General features: G+C 63.2%; 20 protein-coding genes. 4 read left to right on the top strand and 16 right to left on the bottom strand.

Annotated features, from left to right (window positions below; all coding sequences use genetic code 11):
* Positions 1 to 12: 12 nt before the first annotated feature.
* Positions 13 to 540 carry a DUF2867 domain-containing protein gene (locus LOY45_RS13930; RefSeq protein ID WP_258577840.1) on the top strand — a complete coding sequence of 176 codons (528 nt, stop codon included), beginning with the start codon at positions 13 to 15 and terminating at the stop codon, positions 538 to 540.
* A 9-nt stretch (positions 541 to 549) separates the two neighbouring features.
* Here LOY45_RS13930 and LOY45_RS13925 read toward each other — a convergent pair whose 3' ends face one another.
* Positions 550 to 834 (bottom strand): hypothetical protein, encoded by a 285-nt coding sequence (locus LOY45_RS13925; RefSeq protein ID WP_115086731.1) that lies wholly within the window; start codon positions 832 to 834, stop codon positions 550 to 552.
* A gap of 354 nt (positions 835 to 1,188) precedes the next feature.
* Positions 1,189 to 1,710: a DUF3016 domain-containing protein gene (locus LOY45_RS13920; protein WP_258577839.1), complete on the bottom strand. Its 522-nt coding sequence runs from the start codon at positions 1,708 to 1,710 to the stop codon at positions 1,189 to 1,191.
* Between the two features lie 85 nt (positions 1,711 to 1,795).
* Here LOY45_RS13920 and LOY45_RS13915 point away from each other — a divergent pair, with 85 nt between their 5' ends.
* Positions 1,796 to 2,491 carry a metallophosphoesterase gene (locus LOY45_RS13915; protein ID WP_233674113.1) on the top strand — a complete coding sequence of 232 codons (696 nt, stop codon included), beginning with the start codon at positions 1,796 to 1,798 and terminating at the stop codon, positions 2,489 to 2,491.
* On the opposite strand, the gene LOY45_RS13910 is transcribed toward LOY45_RS13915, so the two are convergent.
* Both LOY45_RS13910 and LOY45_RS13905 read right to left on the bottom strand, forming a co-directional pair.
* Complete coding sequence (locus LOY45_RS13910; protein WP_233674112.1) at positions 2,469 to 3,095, bottom strand: LysE family translocator; 627 nt, start codon at positions 3,093 to 3,095, stop codon at positions 2,469 to 2,471. The genes LOY45_RS13915 and LOY45_RS13910 overlap by 23 nt on opposite strands.
* A 79-nt stretch (positions 3,096 to 3,174) precedes the next feature.
* Positions 3,175 to 3,993, bottom strand: a complete 819-nt coding sequence (locus tag LOY45_RS13905) for an AraC family transcriptional regulator (RefSeq protein WP_258577838.1) — start codon at positions 3,991 to 3,993, stop codon at positions 3,175 to 3,177.
* A 142-nt stretch (positions 3,994 to 4,135) separates the two neighbouring features.
* Between LOY45_RS13905 and LOY45_RS13900 the strand changes: the two genes are divergently transcribed.
* Positions 4,136 to 4,762 carry a LysE family translocator gene (locus LOY45_RS13900; RefSeq protein ID WP_115086726.1) on the top strand — a complete coding sequence of 209 codons (627 nt, stop codon included), beginning with the start codon at positions 4,136 to 4,138 and terminating at the stop codon, positions 4,760 to 4,762.
* Here LOY45_RS13900 and LOY45_RS13895 read toward each other — a convergent pair.
* The gene (locus LOY45_RS13895) at positions 4,759 to 7,056 is read right to left on the bottom strand and encodes an autotransporter family protein (RefSeq protein WP_258577837.1); all 2,298 of its coding nucleotides are present in this window, start codon (positions 7,054 to 7,056) and stop codon (positions 4,759 to 4,761) included. The two genes, LOY45_RS13900 and LOY45_RS13895, sit on opposite strands and share 4 nt — an antisense overlap.
* 276 nt (positions 7,057 to 7,332) lie before the next feature.
* Between LOY45_RS13895 and LOY45_RS13890 the strand changes: the two genes are divergently transcribed.
* A complete protein-coding gene (locus LOY45_RS13890) occupies positions 7,333 to 7,593 on the top strand; it encodes a DUF1652 domain-containing protein (RefSeq protein ID WP_115086724.1) in 261 nt (86 codons plus the stop codon).
* Here LOY45_RS13890 and LOY45_RS13885 read toward each other — a convergent pair.
* From LOY45_RS13885 to LOY45_RS13835, 11 genes are all read right to left on the bottom strand, one after another.
* On the bottom strand, positions 7,590 to 7,865 hold the full coding sequence (locus tag LOY45_RS13885) for a peptidylprolyl isomerase (RefSeq protein ID WP_007932676.1): 276 nt from the start codon (positions 7,863 to 7,865) through the stop codon (positions 7,590 to 7,592). The genes LOY45_RS13890 and LOY45_RS13885 overlap by 4 nt on opposite strands.
* Before the next feature lie 35 nt (positions 7,866 to 7,900).
* Entirely contained in the window at positions 7,901 to 9,862 is a 1,962-nt protein-coding gene (locus LOY45_RS13880; RefSeq protein WP_258577836.1) for an acetoacetate--CoA ligase, read from the bottom strand.
* A 123-nt stretch (positions 9,863 to 9,985) separates the two neighbouring features.
* Positions 9,986 to 10,465 (bottom strand): serine protease inhibitor ecotin, encoded by a 480-nt coding sequence (gene eco, locus LOY45_RS13875; RefSeq protein ID WP_115086722.1) that lies wholly within the window; start codon positions 10,463 to 10,465, stop codon positions 9,986 to 9,988.
* Between the two features lie 57 nt (positions 10,466 to 10,522).
* Positions 10,523 to 11,293, bottom strand: a complete 771-nt coding sequence (gene hbdH / locus LOY45_RS13870) for a 3-hydroxybutyrate dehydrogenase (protein WP_115086721.1) — start codon at positions 11,291 to 11,293, stop codon at positions 10,523 to 10,525.
* Positions 11,294 to 11,303: 10 nt separating this feature from the next.
* Positions 11,304 to 12,722, bottom strand: a complete 1,419-nt coding sequence (locus tag LOY45_RS13865) for a GntP family permease (RefSeq protein ID WP_420832689.1) — start codon at positions 12,720 to 12,722, stop codon at positions 11,304 to 11,306.
* Positions 12,723 to 12,976: 254 nt separating this feature from the next.
* Positions 12,977 to 14,368: a sigma-54 interaction domain-containing protein gene (locus tag LOY45_RS13860; protein ID WP_115086719.1), complete on the bottom strand. Its 1,392-nt coding sequence runs from the start codon at positions 14,366 to 14,368 to the stop codon at positions 12,977 to 12,979.
* A 29-nt stretch (positions 14,369 to 14,397) separates the two neighbouring features.
* Positions 14,398 to 15,420, bottom strand: coding sequence for an ABC transporter permease (locus tag LOY45_RS13855; protein ID WP_115086718.1), 1,023 nt, complete (start codon positions 15,418 to 15,420; stop codon positions 14,398 to 14,400).
* Entirely contained in the window at positions 15,420 to 16,478 is a 1,059-nt protein-coding gene (locus LOY45_RS13850) for a microcin C ABC transporter permease YejB (protein WP_115086717.1), read from the bottom strand. The genes LOY45_RS13855 and LOY45_RS13850 overlap by 1 nt, the downstream gene beginning before the upstream one ends.
* Positions 16,475 to 18,328 (bottom strand): extracellular solute-binding protein, encoded by a 1,854-nt coding sequence (locus tag LOY45_RS13845; RefSeq protein WP_115086716.1) that lies wholly within the window; start codon positions 18,326 to 18,328, stop codon positions 16,475 to 16,477. Before LOY45_RS13845 ends, LOY45_RS13850 begins: the two co-directional genes overlap by 4 nt.
* Before the next feature lie 93 nt (positions 18,329 to 18,421).
* Entirely contained in the window at positions 18,422 to 18,703 is a 282-nt protein-coding gene (locus tag LOY45_RS13840; RefSeq protein ID WP_010226518.1) for a peptidylprolyl isomerase, read from the bottom strand.
* Between the two features lie 117 nt (positions 18,704 to 18,820).
* A complete protein-coding gene (locus LOY45_RS13835; RefSeq protein WP_258577835.1) occupies positions 18,821 to 19,882 on the bottom strand; it encodes a 3-deoxy-7-phosphoheptulonate synthase in 1,062 nt (353 codons plus the stop codon).
* Positions 19,883 to 19,909: the final 27 nt, after the last annotated feature.

Here is a 19,909-nt window from a genome sequence, read left to right as displayed (position 1 = left end):
GGGCACTTGCAGATGAACCAACCGATCAATGCCTGTGCTGTACCTGCCAACTCGCAGATCCACCCGCAACTGCCCGGCGCCGACTTCGTTGACGCCCACCGAGCCGCAGTCGGCAATATCGAACGCTCGGCGCTGGGGCATTTTCTGACGTTGATGAGCAGCATGCCGCGCTGGATCGACAACCTTATGGTGCTGCGCAATCGCCTGGTTCGACTGTGCGGCCTGAAAGACCTGGGGCGTTTGTCGAGAGTCGACCTTCAGCGCGACGAGGCGTCTTACCAGGTCAATGAGCGCGTCGGGATTTTCACCCTGATCAGCAATAGCCCGGATGAAGTGCTGCTGGTCGACCGCGACAAGCACCTGGACGTCTACATCTCGTTGCTGCGGCTACCCTTGAACGCCGACAACCGCCGCGAGATCGTGGTGTCCACCGTGGTGCACACCCACAATCGTCTCGGCCGGTTGTACATGCTGCCGGTCGCGCCGTTTCACCGATTTATCGCGCCCATCGCCCTCAAGCGCTTGATCCGCGCCAGGTAAAGGCTTGCCTCAGACGAAGCCTTGGCCGGCGAACCCGCGTGGCAAACGCTGCCGGCCGGGCAGGGCGCTCAGGCGCTCGACCCAGGCGCTGCGCCAGTCAGTGCCGGTGTGTTGAGTTCTGGCCTTGCGTGCGCTGCGCCGTGCGGCATTGCGCTGGTCCTTGCGGGCAGTCTTGAACGCCTCGGTGTTGCGACAGCTGCGGCATTTGACCCGATTGAGTTCGGTGGTCGTGACCAGGTTCTTGCCGTGGTGACCGCAAGCAAGGTGGCCGGCGGTCTTGTAGTGGGTGACCATTGGTATCCTCCTCGGCACTGTTGCTTGACAACAGGCTCTTAGGATTGGACCGCTTGGGCACGGGCAGGTTCGGCGCTACTCTCTGGTGACCAACAGCGTCATCCATAGTCAGCGCGGCGAAGGCAAGGGCGAGGAGGCTCAGGGTGTGGCTATCCCGGGGGCGGGTGGTTTTGTGCATAAGCATCCGTGCTTGCAGTCATCATCGGACGGCCGGAAATTGGCGAGCATGACAGCTGTGCCTGAGGCTGTTGCAGCCTGTACATTCTGTGTTGCCTGAACTACGACCGCTGCGCGGTCGATCGCGGGCAAGTCCCGCTTCCACAGGTTTGGCATACACAGACCCACTGGAGTTGGCTAAAAGCCCGAGGTCTGTTGCTGCACGCTGAACTGCTTGCGAAACCACTCCTGGAGCATGGCCTTCTCGGCATACAGGCGGTCGGTGTCGGCGCGCCGGCCCGGGCGCTGCAGGTAGAACTTGTCGCTCAGGTGCGCGTCGGCCTGGCTGAGCACCTGGCCGGGTTGCGACAGGGTGTAGTGCAGGTCGATACTGGGCCAGGTGACGTCGCGCTGGATCCGTACCGAGTAGGCATTGCTGCGCCAAGGCTCGTAGTGCCCGGCCAGGTCGATGTCGCGGATGTCGATGCGCAGGGTCTGGCCCGCGGGCAGGTAGCGTTGGCCCAGTTTGACCAGGTAGGCGCTCAGCTCCTTCATGACGTAAGCATCGGCGCCGCGTTGGTAGCCGTTGCTGTCCAGGCTGGCGTCGCGAAAGTGTTCGGGTTTGTCGAAGGTGACTTCAACGTTGGGCGTGGCCGCGGTTTGCGCCAGGCTGTTGAAGGCCACCAGGCTCAATGTGGCCAAGGTCAGGGCAGGGCGCATGATTCACCTCCAGGTGCAGCCTTGCGCAGTTCGCTGCACAGGCTTCATTGTACGCCTGTGGCGATTGAAAGCAGAGGAGTGGGTAGTGCGCAGGATCGAGCGATTCACCGCCAATCGGCGCGGCAGGGACATCGCCGTGGGTGACATCCACGGGTATTTCTCGCGCCTGCAGGAACGGCTGACGGCGATCGGTTTCGATCCGGCGGTGGACCGCCTGTTCAGCGTTGGCGACCTGGTCGACCGCGGGCCAGAGTGCCCGCAGGCGCTGCAGTGGCTGGCGCAACCCTGGTTCCACGCCGTGCAAGGCAATCACGAGGCGCTGGCGATCACCCACGTTGATGGCGGCCTGCTTGATTACAGCCAGTACCGCGCAGCGGGCGGCGGCTGGTTCCTGGCCCTGAGCGAGGCTGAACAGGTGCGCTTTGCCGAACGCTTTCGGCGCATGCCACTGGCAATCGAGGTCGAAACCGCAGGGGGGCTGATCGGCCTGCTGCATGCCGATAGCCCTTACCGCCGTTGGGCCGACTTGCGTGAGCAACTGGCGAGCACCCCGCCGAGCGAGGTCCAGGAGGTCTGCCAATGGTCGCGTAAGCGCCTGTATGTCGGCGATGTCACGCCCATCGACGGGCTGCGCGCATTGATTGTCGGCCATACCCCCCAGCGGCAAGTAAAGGTGCTGGGCAATATATGGCATATCGATACCGGTGGCTGGGCCAGCGGCCAGTTCAGCCTGCTGGACCTGGCCAGCCTGACCGCGCTCAGCGCCAGCCCAGGTGAATGATCACTGCCAGTGCCAATAAGATCAGCACGGCGCCGGACACCCGCTCAAGCCACGGCAGTGCCCGGGAAAAGCGCCGGCGTACTCGCAGGTTGCCGATGGCTGCGGCGACCAGAACATCCCACAGCAGCACGGCGCTGAACATCCACAGGCCGTAGACCAGCTTCCAGCCCAGGCTGGTGTGGCTGCCACTGACCATGCTTGCCAGGCTGACATAGAACAGGGCGTTTTTCGGGTTGAGAATGCCGGACACAAAGCCCATCAGCAAACCCTGAATCCAGGGGCTCGCCAGCCCGTCATTCGCTGCGGTTACCTGAATCAGCGAAGTACTTCCGGCATGGCGAATGAACAACACGCCGATGTACAGCAGGTAGGCGCAACCGGCCAGTTGGATGGCGACGAACAGCGCACTGTCCGGGCGCAGCGCCGAGACTCCGCTGAAAGCGGCAAGAATGAACACGCCGTTGGCCAGGGCGATACCCAGGCAGGCGCCGGTCGCCTTTAGCCAGCCGGCGCTCATCGAGGTGCGCGCAACCAGGAAAAAATCAGGTCCGGGGGACAGCAGGGCAAGAAAATGCGCTGCCGCCACGATCAGAAACTGCTCCATGAATGACGGACTTCTTCAGCGAGAGGGGGGCTGATTGTCGGTGCCGTGCAAGGGGCCTGTATTGAACGAAATTGCGTGTTCAGCCGCGGTACAGCCCAGGTGTTACGCCGGTGTGGGCCTTGAACACGCGCTGGAAGTGGCTCTGGTCGGCAAAGCCCAGGCGATAGGCGATGTCAGCCATGTCCTGGCCCTTGCGCAACCACTGGCGCGCGCGGTTGATGCGCAGGTTCAATTGCCAGGCATGGGGGGTAAGGCCGGTCGCGGCACGGAACGCCCGGATCAGTTGGTATCGGCCCATGCCGACGCTGTCCGCCAGTTCGCCCAGCGACACGCTGCGGGCGTCTTCCTGGGCAAGCCGTTGGAGCAACGCTTCAAGGTTGTGCTCAAGGCGTTGCGGTGGCGGCGACAAGGTCTGGGTTGGCGGGCTGTAGTGATCGCCAATGAACGCGAACAAAGCGGCTTCTTTCTCATGGGCACTGGCCGCAGAGAACAACAGATCGTTGAGCCGGGTAAAACGGGCGTAGGTCGACCGGTTGCACGTGACGTGCGCCGGCGTTCCCTCTACCTGCGCCGCCAGTGCCGACTCCAGGCGCAAGGTCTGCAGCCAGGCGGCGTCCAGATGGATCATCTGGTAACTCCAGCTCAGCCCGGGTTCGGGGTTGCAGGCATGCACGCAGTGCGCCGGAACGAACACCAGCGTGCCAGGGTGAAGGCGTGTTTGCGCTTTGTTCGCGCCGCTAAACACACTGCTGCCCTGATCGACCGCGCCAATGGAGAACGTTGGATGGCTGTGCGCCTTGTAGCAGGCACGGCTGTCGCAGGCGCGGCGGCTTTCGATATAGGGCAAGGCCGGGTCGCGCCAGAACGCTGTACGGGCGGCGTCAGTTGGCTGGGGCATGTGCAGGAGCCGATGAAAACGTGGCCAGAAGTCTATCACTGCATGGCCCGCCAGGGGCTGCACAGTTTTGCCGTCCAGCTGTACCTTGACGCGGGTACAGCGGCGAGCGGAACCTTGTGTTCTTTGCCACCGGAGCGCCCCCATGGACCTGACCACCCTGGCCCTGTTCATCCCGGCCTGCTTTGCCCTGAACATGGCCCCCGGGCCGAACAACCTGTTGTCGCTGAACAATGCCAGCCGGTATGGCCTGCGAACGGCCTGTGTGGCGGGGATTGGCCGGTTGTTCGCCTTTGCCGGGATGATCGTGCTGGCGGCCATGGGCCTGGCGGTGGTGCTGCATACCAGCGAGTACCTGTTCCTGGCCATCAAGGTGCTGGGCGCTGCGTACCTGTTCTACATCGCCTGGCAGTTATGGCGGGCACCTGTGGGCGAGGCGGCGCTGGTCAGCGAACGCCGCCGCGGTACGCTGCGCCTGGCGCGCCAGGAGTTCTGGGTGGCGGCCGGCAACCCCAAGGCGATTCTGATCTTCACTGCCTTTTTGCCGCAGTTCATCAGCGTCGGCAGCCCGCTGCCGGTGGCCGAACAGTTCACCTGGCTGGGCGGTATGTTCCTGCTGCTGGAGTGGCTGGCCATCGCCATCTACGCCTGGCTGGGCGCCTACCTGCAGCGCTGGTTCAACCAGCCCGGGCCGCGGCGGCTGTTCAATCGGGTCAGTGCCACGCTGCTCAGCTGCGCCGGGATTGGCTTGCTGGCAGCGCGGCGGGCTTAGAAACTGAAGCGCACACCGGCGTTAGCGCCAGTGCCTTCCAGTTGCGAGCTATCGAGGTTGCGACGATGGTTGAGGCTGAACTGAACCGCGAAATTACTGGTCAGTTGGGCGACGAGACCAGCTTCGATTTCCAGTGAAGTGCCTTTGAAATCGGTCTCGATCTTGTCGCTATCATCAAAGGTCACAGTGTCCTGGCCACCGTCAACGTGCCAGATGTTGGCTTGCAGGAAAGGACGCCAGTCTGCGGTTTGCGCCTTGAAGTCACCCTCCAGGCGCAGCCCGAGGCGACCGGTCAGCTCGGTATCACTGTCAAAGTCAACCTTGGATACCTGATCACGTTGGCCTTTGAGTGACACTTTCTGGGCAATCAACTGTGCCTGGGGCTCCAGTGTCCAGGCCGTCGACAGCAGGAAGGGGTAGCCGAATTCGAGCGAGCCGGTCCAGGCATCGCCGTCCAGGTCGAGCTTATCGCCTCGATCGGTGCGGGCGCGGCCATCAAGGTCGGTGTATTGCACCACTGCATCAACATACCACTGCAGGGGAGCGATCAGGGTCCAGTAGGCACCGACACTGTCGCCGTCCAGCTTCAGGTCGCCAACCGAGCGGTCCTGGATGCCCTGGGCATAGCCCTTGACGTCGCCGTCCAGGCGGCTGTGGCTGACGTAAAAGCCGATATGCTGGCGGTAGCCGCTTTCGCTGACCTGCGCGTAGAGGTCCTGCCCGACCTTGAAGCCGTAGAGATTGCCATCCAGGCTCGGGCTTACCGTGCCGGACCAGCGCTGGTGAAAGTTATAGCCATATGCCTGGCCCCAACTGGCTGAGAAAGCACCTTGCTCCCGGAGCGACGTCTGGTCGCCGTGGCGCTGGTGGAAGGTGCCCAGGTTGAATCGCGATACCAGCGCGGCGGCCCGCGGCGCGACAGCATATACCGGTACTGCCGGGCGGTAGATCACCAGGCTCTGGCCAGCCGGAGGAATGGACAGGACGGGTTGATTGGGTGCGGGAGCCAATACCGGCGGGGTAACTGCCGGTGGCACTACCGGTGGCGGCTGGTCGACCGGAGGAGGTTGATCCACCGGCGGCGGCGCGGGCGGGGCGGTGATACTCGAGACCAGAAACCAGCTCTGCTCACTACCGGCAGTGGAGCCGCCCTTGACCAGGCGATAATCGAAGGCACCAGCTGACAGTACCTGGGTCTGAACAAATGCTCCATTGGTACTGGTAGCGCCATTGGCGGCGATCACCACGGGAATACCGTTGACGTTAGTGGCGGCCCCGGTACCTCCAAAGTTATTGATCAGCAGATTGGTCGAGCCGGAAATCAGCCCACCGTTTACCACCAGGTGATCGGAAGGCGCGTCATCGCCGGCCAGCACCGTGTTGAGTGCAAGCGTGCCGCCGTTGCCGGTGTAGTTGCCGTTGATAGTCAGGCTGCCTTGGGCATTGCCGCCACTGCTGAGGTCGATCAGCCCGGCGTTGGTCACGGTGACAGGCTGTCCGGCGGTGAACGGGCTGATAACACCCGTTTGCGATACCAGGCTGCTGCTGGCATCGATGTTCACCACGCCGCTAGCACTGGCGGCGTCGCCAAGAGTCAGGGAGTCATTGAGGGTGAAGGCACTGCCGTTGTTGAGGTTGAACGTTTCCCAGTTGGTATAGAGGGCGCCACCGGCAGGCTTGCTGTTGTCGAAGGTCAGGGTGTCCTGGCCGGCGCCACCGTTGACCGTGATGTTCAGGACGCTGGCATCCAGGCCGCTCAACGTGGCCTGGTCATTGTCACCGCCCATGTCCACCGTGCCGTGAATCACCCCGCCGCCTTGCCAGGTAAGCACGTCGTTGCCGACACTGGCGAGCAGGTTGCCCAGCAGCTCGCCGCCGGTGATGGTGAACGTGTCGGTGCCGCCACTGGTGCTGATGTTGCCGCCGATGGTGCCGCCGCTGAGGATAATGGTGTCGTTGCCAAAGCCGGTGACCAGATTACCGTCGATGGTGCCGCCGGACATGTCGAAGGTGTTGTCGTCCAGCTTCATGTTGACGCGGCCAATACGTCCGCCCGTGAAGATTGCAAAGTCACCGTCTTCGAAGAAATTGATGATCCATCCCTGAGACATGAAAAAGGTATCAAGACCGTCGCCTTGAGCCAGCGACTGGATAGTCCCGCCGGTCATGCGAAAGTCATCGATTCCCGATGTCTGGACCTGGGCGCCTAGAGTCTGGCCTTGGCCGACAACAAGGTTTTGTGCCAAGGCAGTCAAAGGCAGGGCGCTAAGTACCACGATAAGCGAGGCTCGCATCAGGCAGGCTCCATTTCCATACAGGGCGCTGACCACTGCAGATCCAGCTTCCCTGTGAGCGCTGGACGGGGTCTGCGTTGATGTATAGAGCAAACAGAAATATCGACAACTGGCAAAAATGCTAGGTGGCGAATGGCCGCTACTGCCCCGCAGCCGGCAAAAGCCTCAGGTGCTTATAGTGAAAGGGTCTGATTCGATTGGGAAATATGACCTAGTCTTGCAGCTGGACCGGGCAACACGGAACCGCTGTCCGCCACCTGCCAAGGAGACGTACCGATGCTCTCGACCCTGGAGTTGCGCAACATCATAGAAAGCAGTTTTTTACCCACCCGCTGCCAGTGCACCCTGGCCGCCGACCGTTCACTGACCGTGCGGGTGTTCGACCGCAGCTGCGAGCGGGTCGACCTGTTGGTCACCGGCATCAGTGCCGAGCAACTGACCAGCAGCCGGGCGATTTCCAACCTGATCGTCGGCCTGCGCAATGACCTTGAAGATCAGCGTAATCAACGCTCGCAGCGGCGCCGCGACAGCCTTTAATCGCGGTAGAACACCTGCACCAGGTGATAGCCGAACTTGCTCTTGATCGGGCCGTGCACGGTACGCAGCGGTTTCTTGAAAATGACCTGGTCGATGGCGCCGACCATCTGCCCCGGCCGCACTTCGCCCAGGTCGCCGCCGCGCTTGCCTGACGGGCACGTGGAGTACTTCTTGGCCAGCACATCGAATGCCTCGCCCTTGGCGATGCGTTGCTTGAGCTGTTCGGCCTCTTCAGCGGTCTTGACCAGAATATGCCGGGCCTGTGCTTTCATCTCAACCTACCTTCGCAAAGGGTAAAAACCGCGCATTATGCCTGATCGCGCAATTCTTCGCGGTCACGAAATTGCCCCAGGGCCTCGGGGTTGGCCAGGGCATCGGTGTTCTTCACCGGCTCGCCGTGCACCACGTTGCGTATCGCCAGTTCAACGATCTTGCCGCTGATAGTACGGGGGATGTCCGTCACGGCCGCGATCACTGCCGGCACATGGCGCGGCGTGGTGTTGCTGCGAATCACCTGACGGATGCGTGCCTGCAAGGCGTCATCCAGTTGCAGGCCGTCGCGCAGGCGCACGAACAGTACCACGCGCACATCGTTATGCCAGCGCTGGCCGATGGCGACGCTTTCGACCACCTCATGGATCTTCTCGACCTGGCGGTAGATTTCCGCCGTGCCGATGCGCACGCCGCCTGGATTCAACACCGCGTCCGAGCGGCCATGGATCAACATGCCGCCATCGGCCAGCTCCTCGGCATAATCGCCCTGGGCCCAGACCCCGGGGAACTGGCTGAAGTAAGCGGCATGGAAGCGTTCGCCTTGCGGGTCATTCCAGAAACCCAGGGGGATGGCCGGGAAGTGCCGGGTGCAGACCAGTTCGCCTTTTTCACCAATCAGCGCATGACCCGCGTCATCCCAGACCTCAACCGCCATGCCCAGGCTCTTGCACTGGATCTGGCCGCGGCGCACCGGCAACAGCGGGTTGCCGATAACGAAGCAAGAGACAATATCGGTACCGCCCGACATCGACGCCAGGCACAGGTCGCGCTTGAATTCGCGGTAGACGTAGTCGTAGCTTTCCGGCGACAACGGCGAGCCGGTCGACAGCAGCAACTTCAGCGAGTCCAGGCGATGACTCAGGCGTGGCTGCAGGCCGGCTTGTTCCAGGGCCGCCAGGTACTTGGCGCTGGTGCCGAATGCGCTGATGCGCTCGCTGTCGATCAGGTCGAGCAGGCGTTCGGGGCCCGGATGAAAAGGCGAGCCGTCGTACAGCACCAGGGTTGCCCCCACGGCCAGGCCGCTGACCAGCCAGTTCCACATCATCCAGCCGCAGGTGGTGTAGTAGAACAGCACGTCATCATTGCCCAGGTCGTTGTGCAGGCCGTGCTCCTTGAGGTGCTGCAGCAACACGCCGCCGGCGCTGTGGACAATGCACTTGGGCACGCCGGTGGTGCCGCTGGAATAGAGGATGTACAGCGGGTGATTGAACGGTAGCGGGGTGAACTGGGGTTCGCCGCCGGATTGGTAGAAGTCGTCCCAGAGGCTGACCCGGGCCTGACTGTTGAATTCATCGGTGCGGGTGTGCGCGCGGGTGTAGGGCACCACCAGCAGGTGTTGCAGGGTCGGCAGTTGTGCCAGTACCTGGTTGATCTTGTCGACTTGATCGATCTGTTTGCCGGCGTATTGGTAACCGGCGCAGATCATCAGCAGCTTTGGCTCGATCTGGCCGAAGCGGTCGATGATGCCGTGGGTGCCGAACTCGGGCGACGAGCACGACCAGATCGCCCCAAGGCTGGTGCAGGCCAGCATTGCCACCAGGGTTTGCCAGGTGTTCGGCATGCAGGCGGCAACCCGGTCGCCAACGCCGATGCCTGCAGCCTTGAAACTGCGTTGCAGGCCGGCCACCTGTGCGGCCAGCTCGGCATGGCTGATGACCCGTTGCTCACCGTCTTCACGCACGACGATCAATGCCGGATGAGTATCGCGACGGCGCAGCAGGTGTTCGGCAAAGTTCAGAGTGGCGCCGGGGAACCAGCGCGCATCGGGCATCTGCGGGCCTTCGTCGAGCACCTGGGTGGCCGGCTGCTGCCAGCGCACCTGGAAGTAGTCGGCAAGGGTTTGCCAGAACGCGGGACGCTGTTCGATGCTCCAGCGGTGCAGGTCGGCGTAGTTGCTGAGCGCAAGGCCAAACTGCTGATTGACCTGCCGGCGAAAGGCATCCATCCGACTGGCCTGAATACGCGCCTTGCTCGGGCGCCAGAGCACTTCGTTCATGGGCGTTCCTTTTTGCGGTTGGCCAGGGCTGCTCGCACCCCATCGCCGGCAACGCCGGCTCCCACAAGATCTGGGTTCACTCGATTCCTGTGGGAGCTGGCATTGCCAGCGATCAGCAGTGCTTTATTCCACTGTAGCTTTTTTCACTTTGTTCGAGGCCGACCAGACGCGGTAACGTACTTCAACGCCTTCCGGCACGTACACCACCACCGGTAACTTGCTGTTGTAACGCAGCATAAAACCTTCGCCGACCACCGGCACGAATGCCTGTTTTTTCTTGCCGTCCGGGCAGGCCATCAAGGTCGATGCCGGGCCCATGACTTTTTCCAGACGGTAGTAGTTGTAACCCCAACCTTGCAGGGTCTGCTCTTCGAGGTTGCCGCCCAGGTGCTGGCGGTTGCAGTCGACTTCCAGTTGCTTGCCAGCCAGCACTTCGAGTTTGTAGGCCGACTCGTCAGCCTGCTTTGGCAGGTGGATCACCTGGCGGGTAAAGCCTTTTTCGGCCTCGGGGTAGGGCGCCACGTCCTTGAGGCTGGCGGCCTGTACCGAAGTACCGACTGCCAGGGTCAGGGTGAACAACGCGGTGAGGGAGAGTGGGCGCATAAGGCCTCCTTGCAGGTCAAAAAACACGATGCCGCAGCCAGGTTGCCAGGCTGCCCGTCACTGGGCCAGCCAGCCGCCATCGATGTTCCAGGCAGCGCCACGAACCTGACTGCCAGCCTCGCTACAGAGGAACAATACCAGCTCACCCAGGTGTTCGGGAGTGACGAAGGCCAAAGACGGCTGCTTCTCGGCCAGCAGATCGTGCTGGGCCTGCTGCGGATCGACACCGTTGGCGGCACGGTCATCGATCTGTTTCTGCACCAGCGGCGTCAGCACCCAACCCGGGCAAATCGCGTTGCAGGTAATGTTGCTGGTGGCGGTTTCCAGCCCGACCACCTTGGTCAGGCCCACCACCCCGTGCTTGGCCGCCACATACGCAGCCTTGCCGGTGGAGCCGACCTGGCCATGCACCGACGCGATGTTGACGATCCGCCCCCAGTTGCGCGCGCGCATGCCCGGCAGCACCAGGCGGGTACCATGGAACACGGCCGACAGGTTGACGGCGATGATCGAATCCCAGCGCTCCACCGGGAAGTCTTCGACCGCCGCCACATGCTGGATGCCGGCATTGTTGACGAGAATGTCGACGCCGCCGAACTCGCGCATCGCGTAGGTGAACAGGTCCTGGATTTGCGCCACGTCGCTGAGGTCTGCCGGGTGATGGCCGACCCGGGTACCGTGGCGGGCGACTTCGGCAATCGCCGCGCTGGCATCGCCAAAGCCATTGAGGATCAGGTTGGCGCCGGCCTTGGCCAATACCTGGGCGATGCCCAGGCCGATGCCGCTGGTAGAGCCGGTGACGACTGCTGTCTTGCCGATGAGACTCATAGGGTGCTCCTTAAACGATACCGGTGGCATAGAACGTAGCAATCACCACGAACACCGCCAGGGTCTTGATCAGGGTAATGCCGAAAATATCCTTGTAGGCCTCGCGGTGGGTCAGGCCGGTGACCGCCAGCAGGGTGATCACCGCGCCGTTGTGCGGCAGGGTGTCCATGCCGCCGCTGGCCATGGCTGCGACCCGGTGCAGCACTTCAAGGGGAATGTTGGCGGCGTTGGCGGCGGCAATAAAACTGTCGGACATCGCCGCCAGGGCGATGCTCATGCCGCCGGAAGCGGAGCCGGTGATACCGGCCAGCAAGGTCACGGTAATCGCTTCGTTGACCAGCGGGTTAGGGATGGCCCGCAGTGCATCGGCCAGCACCAGAAACCCCGGCAGCGAGGCGATCACCGCGCCAAAGCCATATTCGGAGGCCGTGTTCATCGCTGCCAGCAAGGCGCCGCTCACCGCGCTTTTGCTGCCCTCGGCCAGGCGGTTCTTGATCGCGCCGAAGCCTGCCACCAGCACCAGCAGGATGCCCAGCAGCAACGCCGCTTCCACCGCCCAGATCGCCGTGAGCTTGGCGATATCGGTCTGCACCGGCGTGCTCATGCCCGGCAGGCTGAGGCTATGGGTCTTGCCGTACCAGGCCGGAATCCAGTGGGTGAACAGCAGGTTCATCACCCCCACCAGCAGCAGCGGCGACAACGCCAGCAGCGGGTTGGGCAGGGTGAGGTCGGCGGCGGTTTCCGGCTCGTTGCGCAGCTCGCTGCCATAGCCTTCACCGGCGCGCTGGGCCTTGTTGCGCTGGCGCTGCAGGTAGAGCATGCCGGTGCAGAACACGAACAGGGTGCCGATCAGGCCCAGCCAGGGCGCGGCCCAGGCGGTGGTGTTGAAGAAGGTGCTGGGGATGATGTTCTGGATCTGCGGGGTGCCGGGCAGCGCATCCATGGTGAAGGAAAACGCCCCCAGGGCGATGGTGGCCGGGATCAGGCGCTTGGGGATATTGCTCTGGCGGAACATCTCGGCGGCAAACGGGTACACCGCAAACACCACCACGAACAGCGACACACCGCCGTAGGTGAGCAGGGCGCAGACCAGCACGATCACCAGCATCGCCTGACGGGTGCCGAGCAGGCGGATGGCGGCGGCGACGATCGAACGCGAGAAGCCCGACAGCTCGATCAGCTTGCCGAACACGGCGCCGAGCAGGAACACCGGAAAGTACAGTTTGATGAAACCGACCATCTTTTCCATGAACACCCCGGTAAAGGCCGGGGCGACTGCGGAAGGGTCAGTCAACAGCACCGCGCCAAGGGCGGCAATGGGGGCGAAGAGGATAACGCTATAACCACGGTAGGCAGCCAGCATCAGCAGCGCCAGGGCTGCCAGGGCTGCCAGGGCTGCCAGGGCTGCCAGGGCGATGATCACACTCATCGAGTGTCTCCTTGGGTGCATCTTGTTTTTGTTGGTTAGGAGGAGATAGCGGGAATCGTGCCATGTTTATAAGCTATTGAATTTAAAGGTAAAAAGTGAATTCTTTAATGAATTTAATTGAATTTGTCTCTATGTTGAGACAAGCCCTGTGGGAGCCGGCCTTGCCGGCGATGGGCTGCAAAGCAGCCCCAAGCCTGGCAAGGCCGGCTCCCATAGGGATAGGCATAAGTCTCTAATAAGAGACTTGATTCCAGTTATTGGGACTTGATTCCCAGCGCCACCAGTTTCTTGTACAGCGTCGACCGCCCCAACCCCAGCTGCCGCGCCGCTTCCGGTACATTCCCGGCACAGCGCGCCAGGGTGTTTTCGAGTAACTGCCGCTCAAACTCGGCACAGGCCTGTTTATAGTTCACTTGCGGCGCCTGGACCTGCAGCGGCGCCAGGTTGCCCAGCGCCGCCTGCACATCCCGCACCCCCAAACGCAATTGATCCGTCAGCAAGGTCGTTCGTTCCAGCACATTGCGCAGCTCACGGATATTGCCCGGCCAGGCATGCCGGGCCAGCAGCGCCTGGGCTTCATCTTCCAGCTCGTGCTGGCTGCCCAGCTCTTCAAGAATGGCTTCGCTCAGTGCCGGCAAATCGTCCAGCCGCTCACGCAACGGCGGCACCTGGATCGGCAGCACATTGAGCCGGTAGTACAGGTCGGCACGGAACTCGCCACGGGCCATGGCCGCCTGCAGGTCGGTGGAGGTCGCGGCGATGATCCGCACATCGCTCTGGATCATCTGGTTGGAACCCACCGGCTCGTATTCCTTTTCCTGCAGCACCCGCAGCAACTTGCTTTGCAGGGGCAAGGGCATGTCGCCGATCTCATCGAGGAACAAGGTACCGCCCTCGGCAATCTGCAATTTGCCCGGGCGGCCCTTGCGCTCGGCACCGGTAAAGGCACCCGGGGCGGTACCGAAGAACTCGGCTTCGAGCAGGGTTTCGGGAATCGCCGCACTGTTGATGCTGACAAACGCCTTGTGCGCCCGCGGCGAGGCAGCATGGATGGCGTGGGCCAGCAGCTCCTTGCCGGTGCCGGTCTCGCCCAGCAGCAACACCGGGGAATCACTGCTGGCGCCACGCCGGGCGCGGCGCTTGACCTCAAGGCTGGCGGCGCTGGTGCCGATGAACTGGGCGAAGCTGTATTTGGCCTGGCGGGCGCGCAGCAACGAGCGGGTCGAGGCCAGTTCCTGCTGCATGCTGGCGTAGCGCTTTAGCAGCGGCGAGAGGCTGCGCAGCTCGTCGAACAGGGCAAAACCGATGGCGCCGATCAGCTTGCCGGCAGCGTCGTGCACCGGCAGGCGCATCACCACCAGCGGCTCCTTGGGGGTGTCGAGCATGTCCAACAGGATCGGTCGGCCGTTGTTCACCACGTCGCGCATCAGGCTGCCGGGGATGACACTTTCGCACGGTTGGCCGATGGCGCTGCTGGCGTCTTCAAGGCCAAAGCGCCGGGCATAGCGCTCGTTCATCCAGACGATGCGCGCATCACGGTCGACGATGATCGTGCCTTCGCTGGACTGCTCGATGATCTCGAACAGCGAACGAATCGCCAGCAGGCGCACCTGCTGATAGTCCTTGAGGCTGTCACTGTCCTGCATGGGCCGCTCCGCCGGGGTAAAGGCTGCGATTATGCCCGTGGATCGAAGGCTTCGCGCAAGGCATCGCCTATGAACACCAACAGCGACAATATCAATGCCAGGGCAAAGAACGCGGTAAAGCCCAGCCACGGAGCCTGCAAATGCTGCTTGCCCTGGGTCACCAGCTCACCCAGCGACGCGCTGCCGGCCGGCATGCCGAAGCCGAGAAAATCCAGGGCGGTGAGGGTGGTGATCGCGCCGGTAAGGATGAACGGCAGGTAGGTCAGGGTGGCGTTCATGGCGTTGGGCAGGATGTGCCGCAGGATCACCCAACGGTCCGGCAGGCCCAGGGCGCGGGCGGCCAGCACGTATTCGAGGTTGCGTCCACGGAGGAACTCGGCGCGCACCACATCCACCAGCGCCAGCCAGGAAAACAGCGCCATGATCCCCAGCAGCCACCAGAAATTCGGCTCGACAAAGCCGCTGAGGATGATCAGCAGATACAACACCGGCAGGCCCGACCAGACTTCCAGCAGACGCTGCCCGATCAGATCGACCCAACCGCCGTGGTAGCCCTGCAAGGCGCCGGCGGCGATGCCGATCAGCGTGCTGATCGCCGTCAGCGCCAGGGCAAACAGTATCGATACCCGGGTGCCATACAGTACCCGCGCCAGCACATCCCGGGCCTGGTCGTCGGTGCCCAGCCAGTTGACCGCAGACGGCGGGCTGGGTGCGGGTACCAACAAATCGTAATTCGGCGTATCGGCGCTGAAGGGCACCGGTGCAAACAGCATCCAGCCGCCCTGACCCTCGATTAGCTGGCGTACGTACTGGCTGCGATAGTCCGGCTGAAACGGTAGCTGGCCGCCGAATTGCTGTTCGCTGTAGCGCTTGAATGCAGGGAGATACAGCTGGCCCTGATAGCCCAGCAGCAACGGCTTGTCGTTGGCCACCAGTTCCGCGCCCAGGCTCACCAGCAGCAACAAGGCAAACAGCCACAGCGAAACCCAGCCCCGGCGATTGCGCCGAAAGCGCTGCAGGCGCCTGCGCGAAACCGGCGACAGGCTGAACATCAGTGCGCCCTCGTGGCAAAGTCGATGCGCGGGTCGACCAGGGTGTAGCACAGGTCACCGATCAGCCTCACCAGCAGGCCGAACAGGGTGAAGATGAACAGCGAGCCGAACACCACCGGATAATCCCGCGACACTGCCGCCTCGTAGCTCATGCGCCCCAGGCCGTCGAGGGAGAAAATCACCTCGATCAGCAGGGAGCCGGCGAAGAACACGCTGATCAGCGCCTGGGGAATGCCGGCCACCACCAGCAGGATGGCATTGCGAAACACATGCCCATACAGCACCCGCTGCTCGCTCAGCCCCTTGGCCCGGGCGGTGATCACGTACTGGCGGGTGATCTCGTTGAGAAAGGCGTTTTTGGTCAGCAGGGTCAGCGTGGCAAAACCGCCGATCACCAGCGCACCCACCGGCAGCACCAGGTGCCAGAAGTAGTCGGCGATCTTGCCCAGCAGGCTGAGCTGGCCGAAGTCTTCCGAAACCAGCCCGCGCACCGGAAACCAGTTCAACGAGGTACCGCCGGCAAACAACACGATCAGCAGCAGGGCGAACAGGAACGAAGGCAGGGCATAGCCAATGACGATCAGGCTGCTGCTCCAGGCATCGAACGCCGTGCCGTGGCGCACCGCCTTGCGGATCCCCAAAGGAATCGACACCAGGTAGGTGATCAACGTGGCCCAGAAGCCGAGCGACAGGGTCACCGGCATCTTCTCCAGGATCAGGTCGGTAACCTTGGCGCCACGAAAGAAGCTGGAACCGAAGTCCAGCCGGGCATATTGGCTGAGCATCAGCCACAGGCGTTCGGGCGCGGACTTGTCGAAGCCGTACTGGCGCTTGATGTCTTCCAGCAACTTGGGGTCCAGGCCGCGGCTGGCGCGCGAGCTGGCGTGCAGGGTTTCGGCGCTGGCCCCGGGCGCACCGCCGCCAATGCCCTGCAGGCGCGCAACCGCCTGCTCGACCGGGCCGCCCGGCGCGGCCTGGACGATGACGAAATTGACCAACAGGATGATCAACAAGGTCGGGATGATCAGCAGCAGACGGCGCAGGATGTAGCCGATCATGGCGGGCTCCCCAGGCGCTCGGCCATCTGCGCGTTGGTCAGCGGCGTCGGGCTGACTTCCCACCAGCTGTCCAGGCCTTCGTCGTAGCTCGGCTGCACCTTGGGCAGGCCGAAGCGGTTCCACCAGACGGTGGATGAGCCAGGCGGGTAATAGTTGGGGATCCAGTAGTAGTTCCAGCTCAGCACCCGGTCCAGGGCATGGGCATGGTGGAGCATGTCGGCCTTGCTCGCCGCCTTGACCAGGCCGTCGAGCAGGCGGTCCACCGCCGGGTCCTGCAGCACCATGTAGTTGTTCGAGCCGGGGTCGTTGGCTGCCGCCGAGCCAAAATAGTTGTACAGCTCAAGCCCCGGCGACGGCGACACCGGGTAGCCGGTGACGATCAGGTCATAGTCGCGGGCCATCAGCCGGTTGACGTACTGCGAGGCGTCGATGCGGCGGATCTCCAGGGTGATGCCGATCTGCGCCAGGTTGCGCTTCCACGGCAACAGCAGGCGTTCGAAACCGGCCTGGCCATTGAGGAAGGTGAAGGTCAGCGGTTCCCCCTGGGCGTTGACCAGCTGATCGCCCCGGGGTTTCCAGCCAGCCGCCTCGAGCAGTGCCAGCGCTTGCAGTTGCTTGTCGCGAATCAGCCCCGAACCGTCGGTGCGCGGCGCTTCGAACACCTGGTTGAAGACCTCGTCGGGCACCTGGCCGCGCAACGGTTCGAGCAACTTGAGCTCCTGCACATCGGGCACGCTGCGCGCAGCCAGGTCACTGTTGGCGAAAAAGCTCTGCTGGCGAATGTACAGGTTGCGCATCATCTGCCGGTTGCTCCACTCGAAGTCCCACAGCAGCGCCAGCGCCTGGCGTACCCGGCGGTCCTTGAACACCGGGCGCTGCAGGTTGAAGACAAAACCCTGGGCGGTCTGCGGCGCATCCTTGGCCAGGTGCGCGCGTTGCAGGCGGCCATCGTCCAGGGCCGGGCTGGCATAGCCGAGGGTATAGGCGGTGGCGGAGAACTCGCGGTTGTAGTCGAAGCCGCCGCCGCGCAGCACCTGGCGCGCCACCTCGGTGTCGCCGAAGTATTCGATGCGCAATTGGTCGAAGTTGTAGCGGCCACGGTTGACCGGCAGGTCGCGGCCCCACCAGCTTTTGTCGCGCTCGAAAGTGATGCTGCGGCCGTTGTCGACCCGGCCGACCTTGTACGGGCCGCTGCCCAGCGGTGCTTCGAAGCCTGCGCCATTGGCAAAGTCGCGGTCCTTCCACCAGTGCTCGGGCAGTACCGGCAAGGTCGCCAGGTCCAGGGGCAGCGTGCGGTTCTGGTTGCTTTTGAAGTGGAAGATGATCTGCCGCGGGTTCTCTACCGTGACCTCATCAACATCGGCGAATTGAGTGCGGTACCTGAGATTGCCCGCACGCATGAACAGCTCGAAGGTGTAGCGCACATCCTCGGCGCGGATCGGCTGGCCATCGGCAAAGCGTGCTCGAGGGTCAAGATAGAAGCGCAGCCAGTGCCCGTCGGGATCGCGTTCAAGCTTTTGCGCCACCAGCCCATACACCGTGTAGGGCTCGTCCTGCGAGCGCACGGCCAGCGGCGAGTACAGCCAGCCATCGACCTCGGCAACGCCGATGCCCTTGTCGATATAGGGAATGAGGTGGTCGAACTGGCCGATCTCGATGGCCGAGCGGCGCAACGTTCCGCCTTTCGACGCGTTGGGATTGGCGTAAGTGAAGTGCTGGAAGCCGGCCGGGTAACGCGGCGCTTCACCGTAGACGGTCAGGGCGTGAACGGGTGCTGACGTGGCGGCGCATGACCAGGCAAGTGCCAGGCCGAAGACGAACAACAGGAAGGGGAAGGGAGCAATTCGCAAGCGCCTGACCACCTGAACCACGACTGTGGCTGAAGCTTAGCAGGTCACTCGGGTGAACAAACCGGCCCTGAGGGCCGGCTTGTCAGCCAGCGATCAATCCTGACGGCTGGTCACTTCCAGCAGGTGATAACCGAACTGGGTTTTCACCGGGCCTTGCACGGTGTTGACCGGTGCGCTGAACACCACGGTATCGAACTCTTTGACCATCTGGCCCGGGCCGAACGAGCCCAGGTCGCCGCCCTGGCGGCTCGATGGGCAGGTGGAGTTGGCCTTGGCGATTTCGGCGAAATCGGCGCCAGCTTCGATCTGGGCTTTCAGTTCGTTGCACTTGTCTTCAGTGGCAACCAGGATGTGACGGGCAGTGGCTTTGGCCATGGGAGTGGCTCCTTGGGGTAAAACCCCAAGCCTAACGCAAATGAGGGTTGGCTGATAGTAATCGCGGGGCAAGTGGGAGGGGCGGTGCGGCGACCCGACTTGCCCCCGCGATAAGGCTCACAACCGCTCAGCCGCCTCACGCAGCAAACGTTCGGTCGAATCCCAGCCCAGGCAACCATCGGTAATCGACACACCGTATTTCAGCGGCTGCGCGCCCAGCGCCTGGCAGCCGTCGAACAGGTGGCTCTCAAGCATCATGCCGACCAGCGAGGTGTCGCCCTGCAGGCGCTGCTCGAGCACGTCGTTGAACACCGCCGGTTGGCGCAACGGGTCCTTGCCGCTGTTGGCGTGGCTGCAATCGACCATGATGCGCGCCGCGACCCCGGCCTTGGCCAGGCCCTGGCGAGCCAGGGCGATACTTTGCGGGTCGTAGTTCGGCCCCTTGTTGCCGCCGCGCAGCACCAGGTGGGTGTCGGCGTTGCCCAGGGTTTCGACAATCGCCGGGTAGCCTTGCACGTCCATGCCGAAATGCCGATGACTGTGGGCGGCGCTGCGGATCGCGTCGCAGGCGATGCCAACGCCGCCGTCGGTGCCGTTCTTGAAACCGACCGGCAGGCCCAGGCCGCTGACCATCTCGCGGTGAATCTGCGATTCGGTGGTGCGCGCACCAATCGCCGCCCAGCTCAGCAGGTCATCGAAGTAGCCGGCCGCCATCGGCTGCAGCAGCTCGGTGGCTACCGGCAGGCCGTATTCGAGCATGGCCAGCATCAGCCCGCGGGACAGCGCGATGCCGCCGTGCATGTCGTCGCTGCCATCCAGGTGCGGATCGTAGGCCAGGCCTTTCCAGCCGACGGTGGTGCGCGGTTTTTCCACGTAGGCGCGCATCACCAGGAGCATCTTGTCACTGACCTCAGCGGCCAGGCGCGCCAGACGCTGGGCGTACTCGCGGGCCGAGCGGGGGTCGTGCAGCGAGCAAGGGCCGACGATCAGCAGCAGGCGCTTATCTTTGTCGTCGAGAATGGCGCGTACGGCCTGGCGATGGGCTTCGACCTGGGCGGCGAGGGCGGGGGACAGCGGCATTTGCTGCTTGAGCAGCAACGGGCTCGGCAGACGTTGGCTGACAGCGCTGTTGGCAGCGCAAGGTTCGGACAGTGGCAGAGCGAGGGTGGACGATTGCATGTTCTGGATTCCTGGGCGGCTGGCGGG

The organism is Pseudomonas wadenswilerensis, assembly GCF_024749185.1.
GTDB classification, from domain to species: Bacteria; Pseudomonadota; Gammaproteobacteria; order Pseudomonadales; family Pseudomonadaceae; genus Aquipseudomonas; species Aquipseudomonas wadenswilerensis.
Note: the sequence above shows the minus strand (reverse complement) of the source record. Positions and strands in the feature narration are given on the sequence as shown.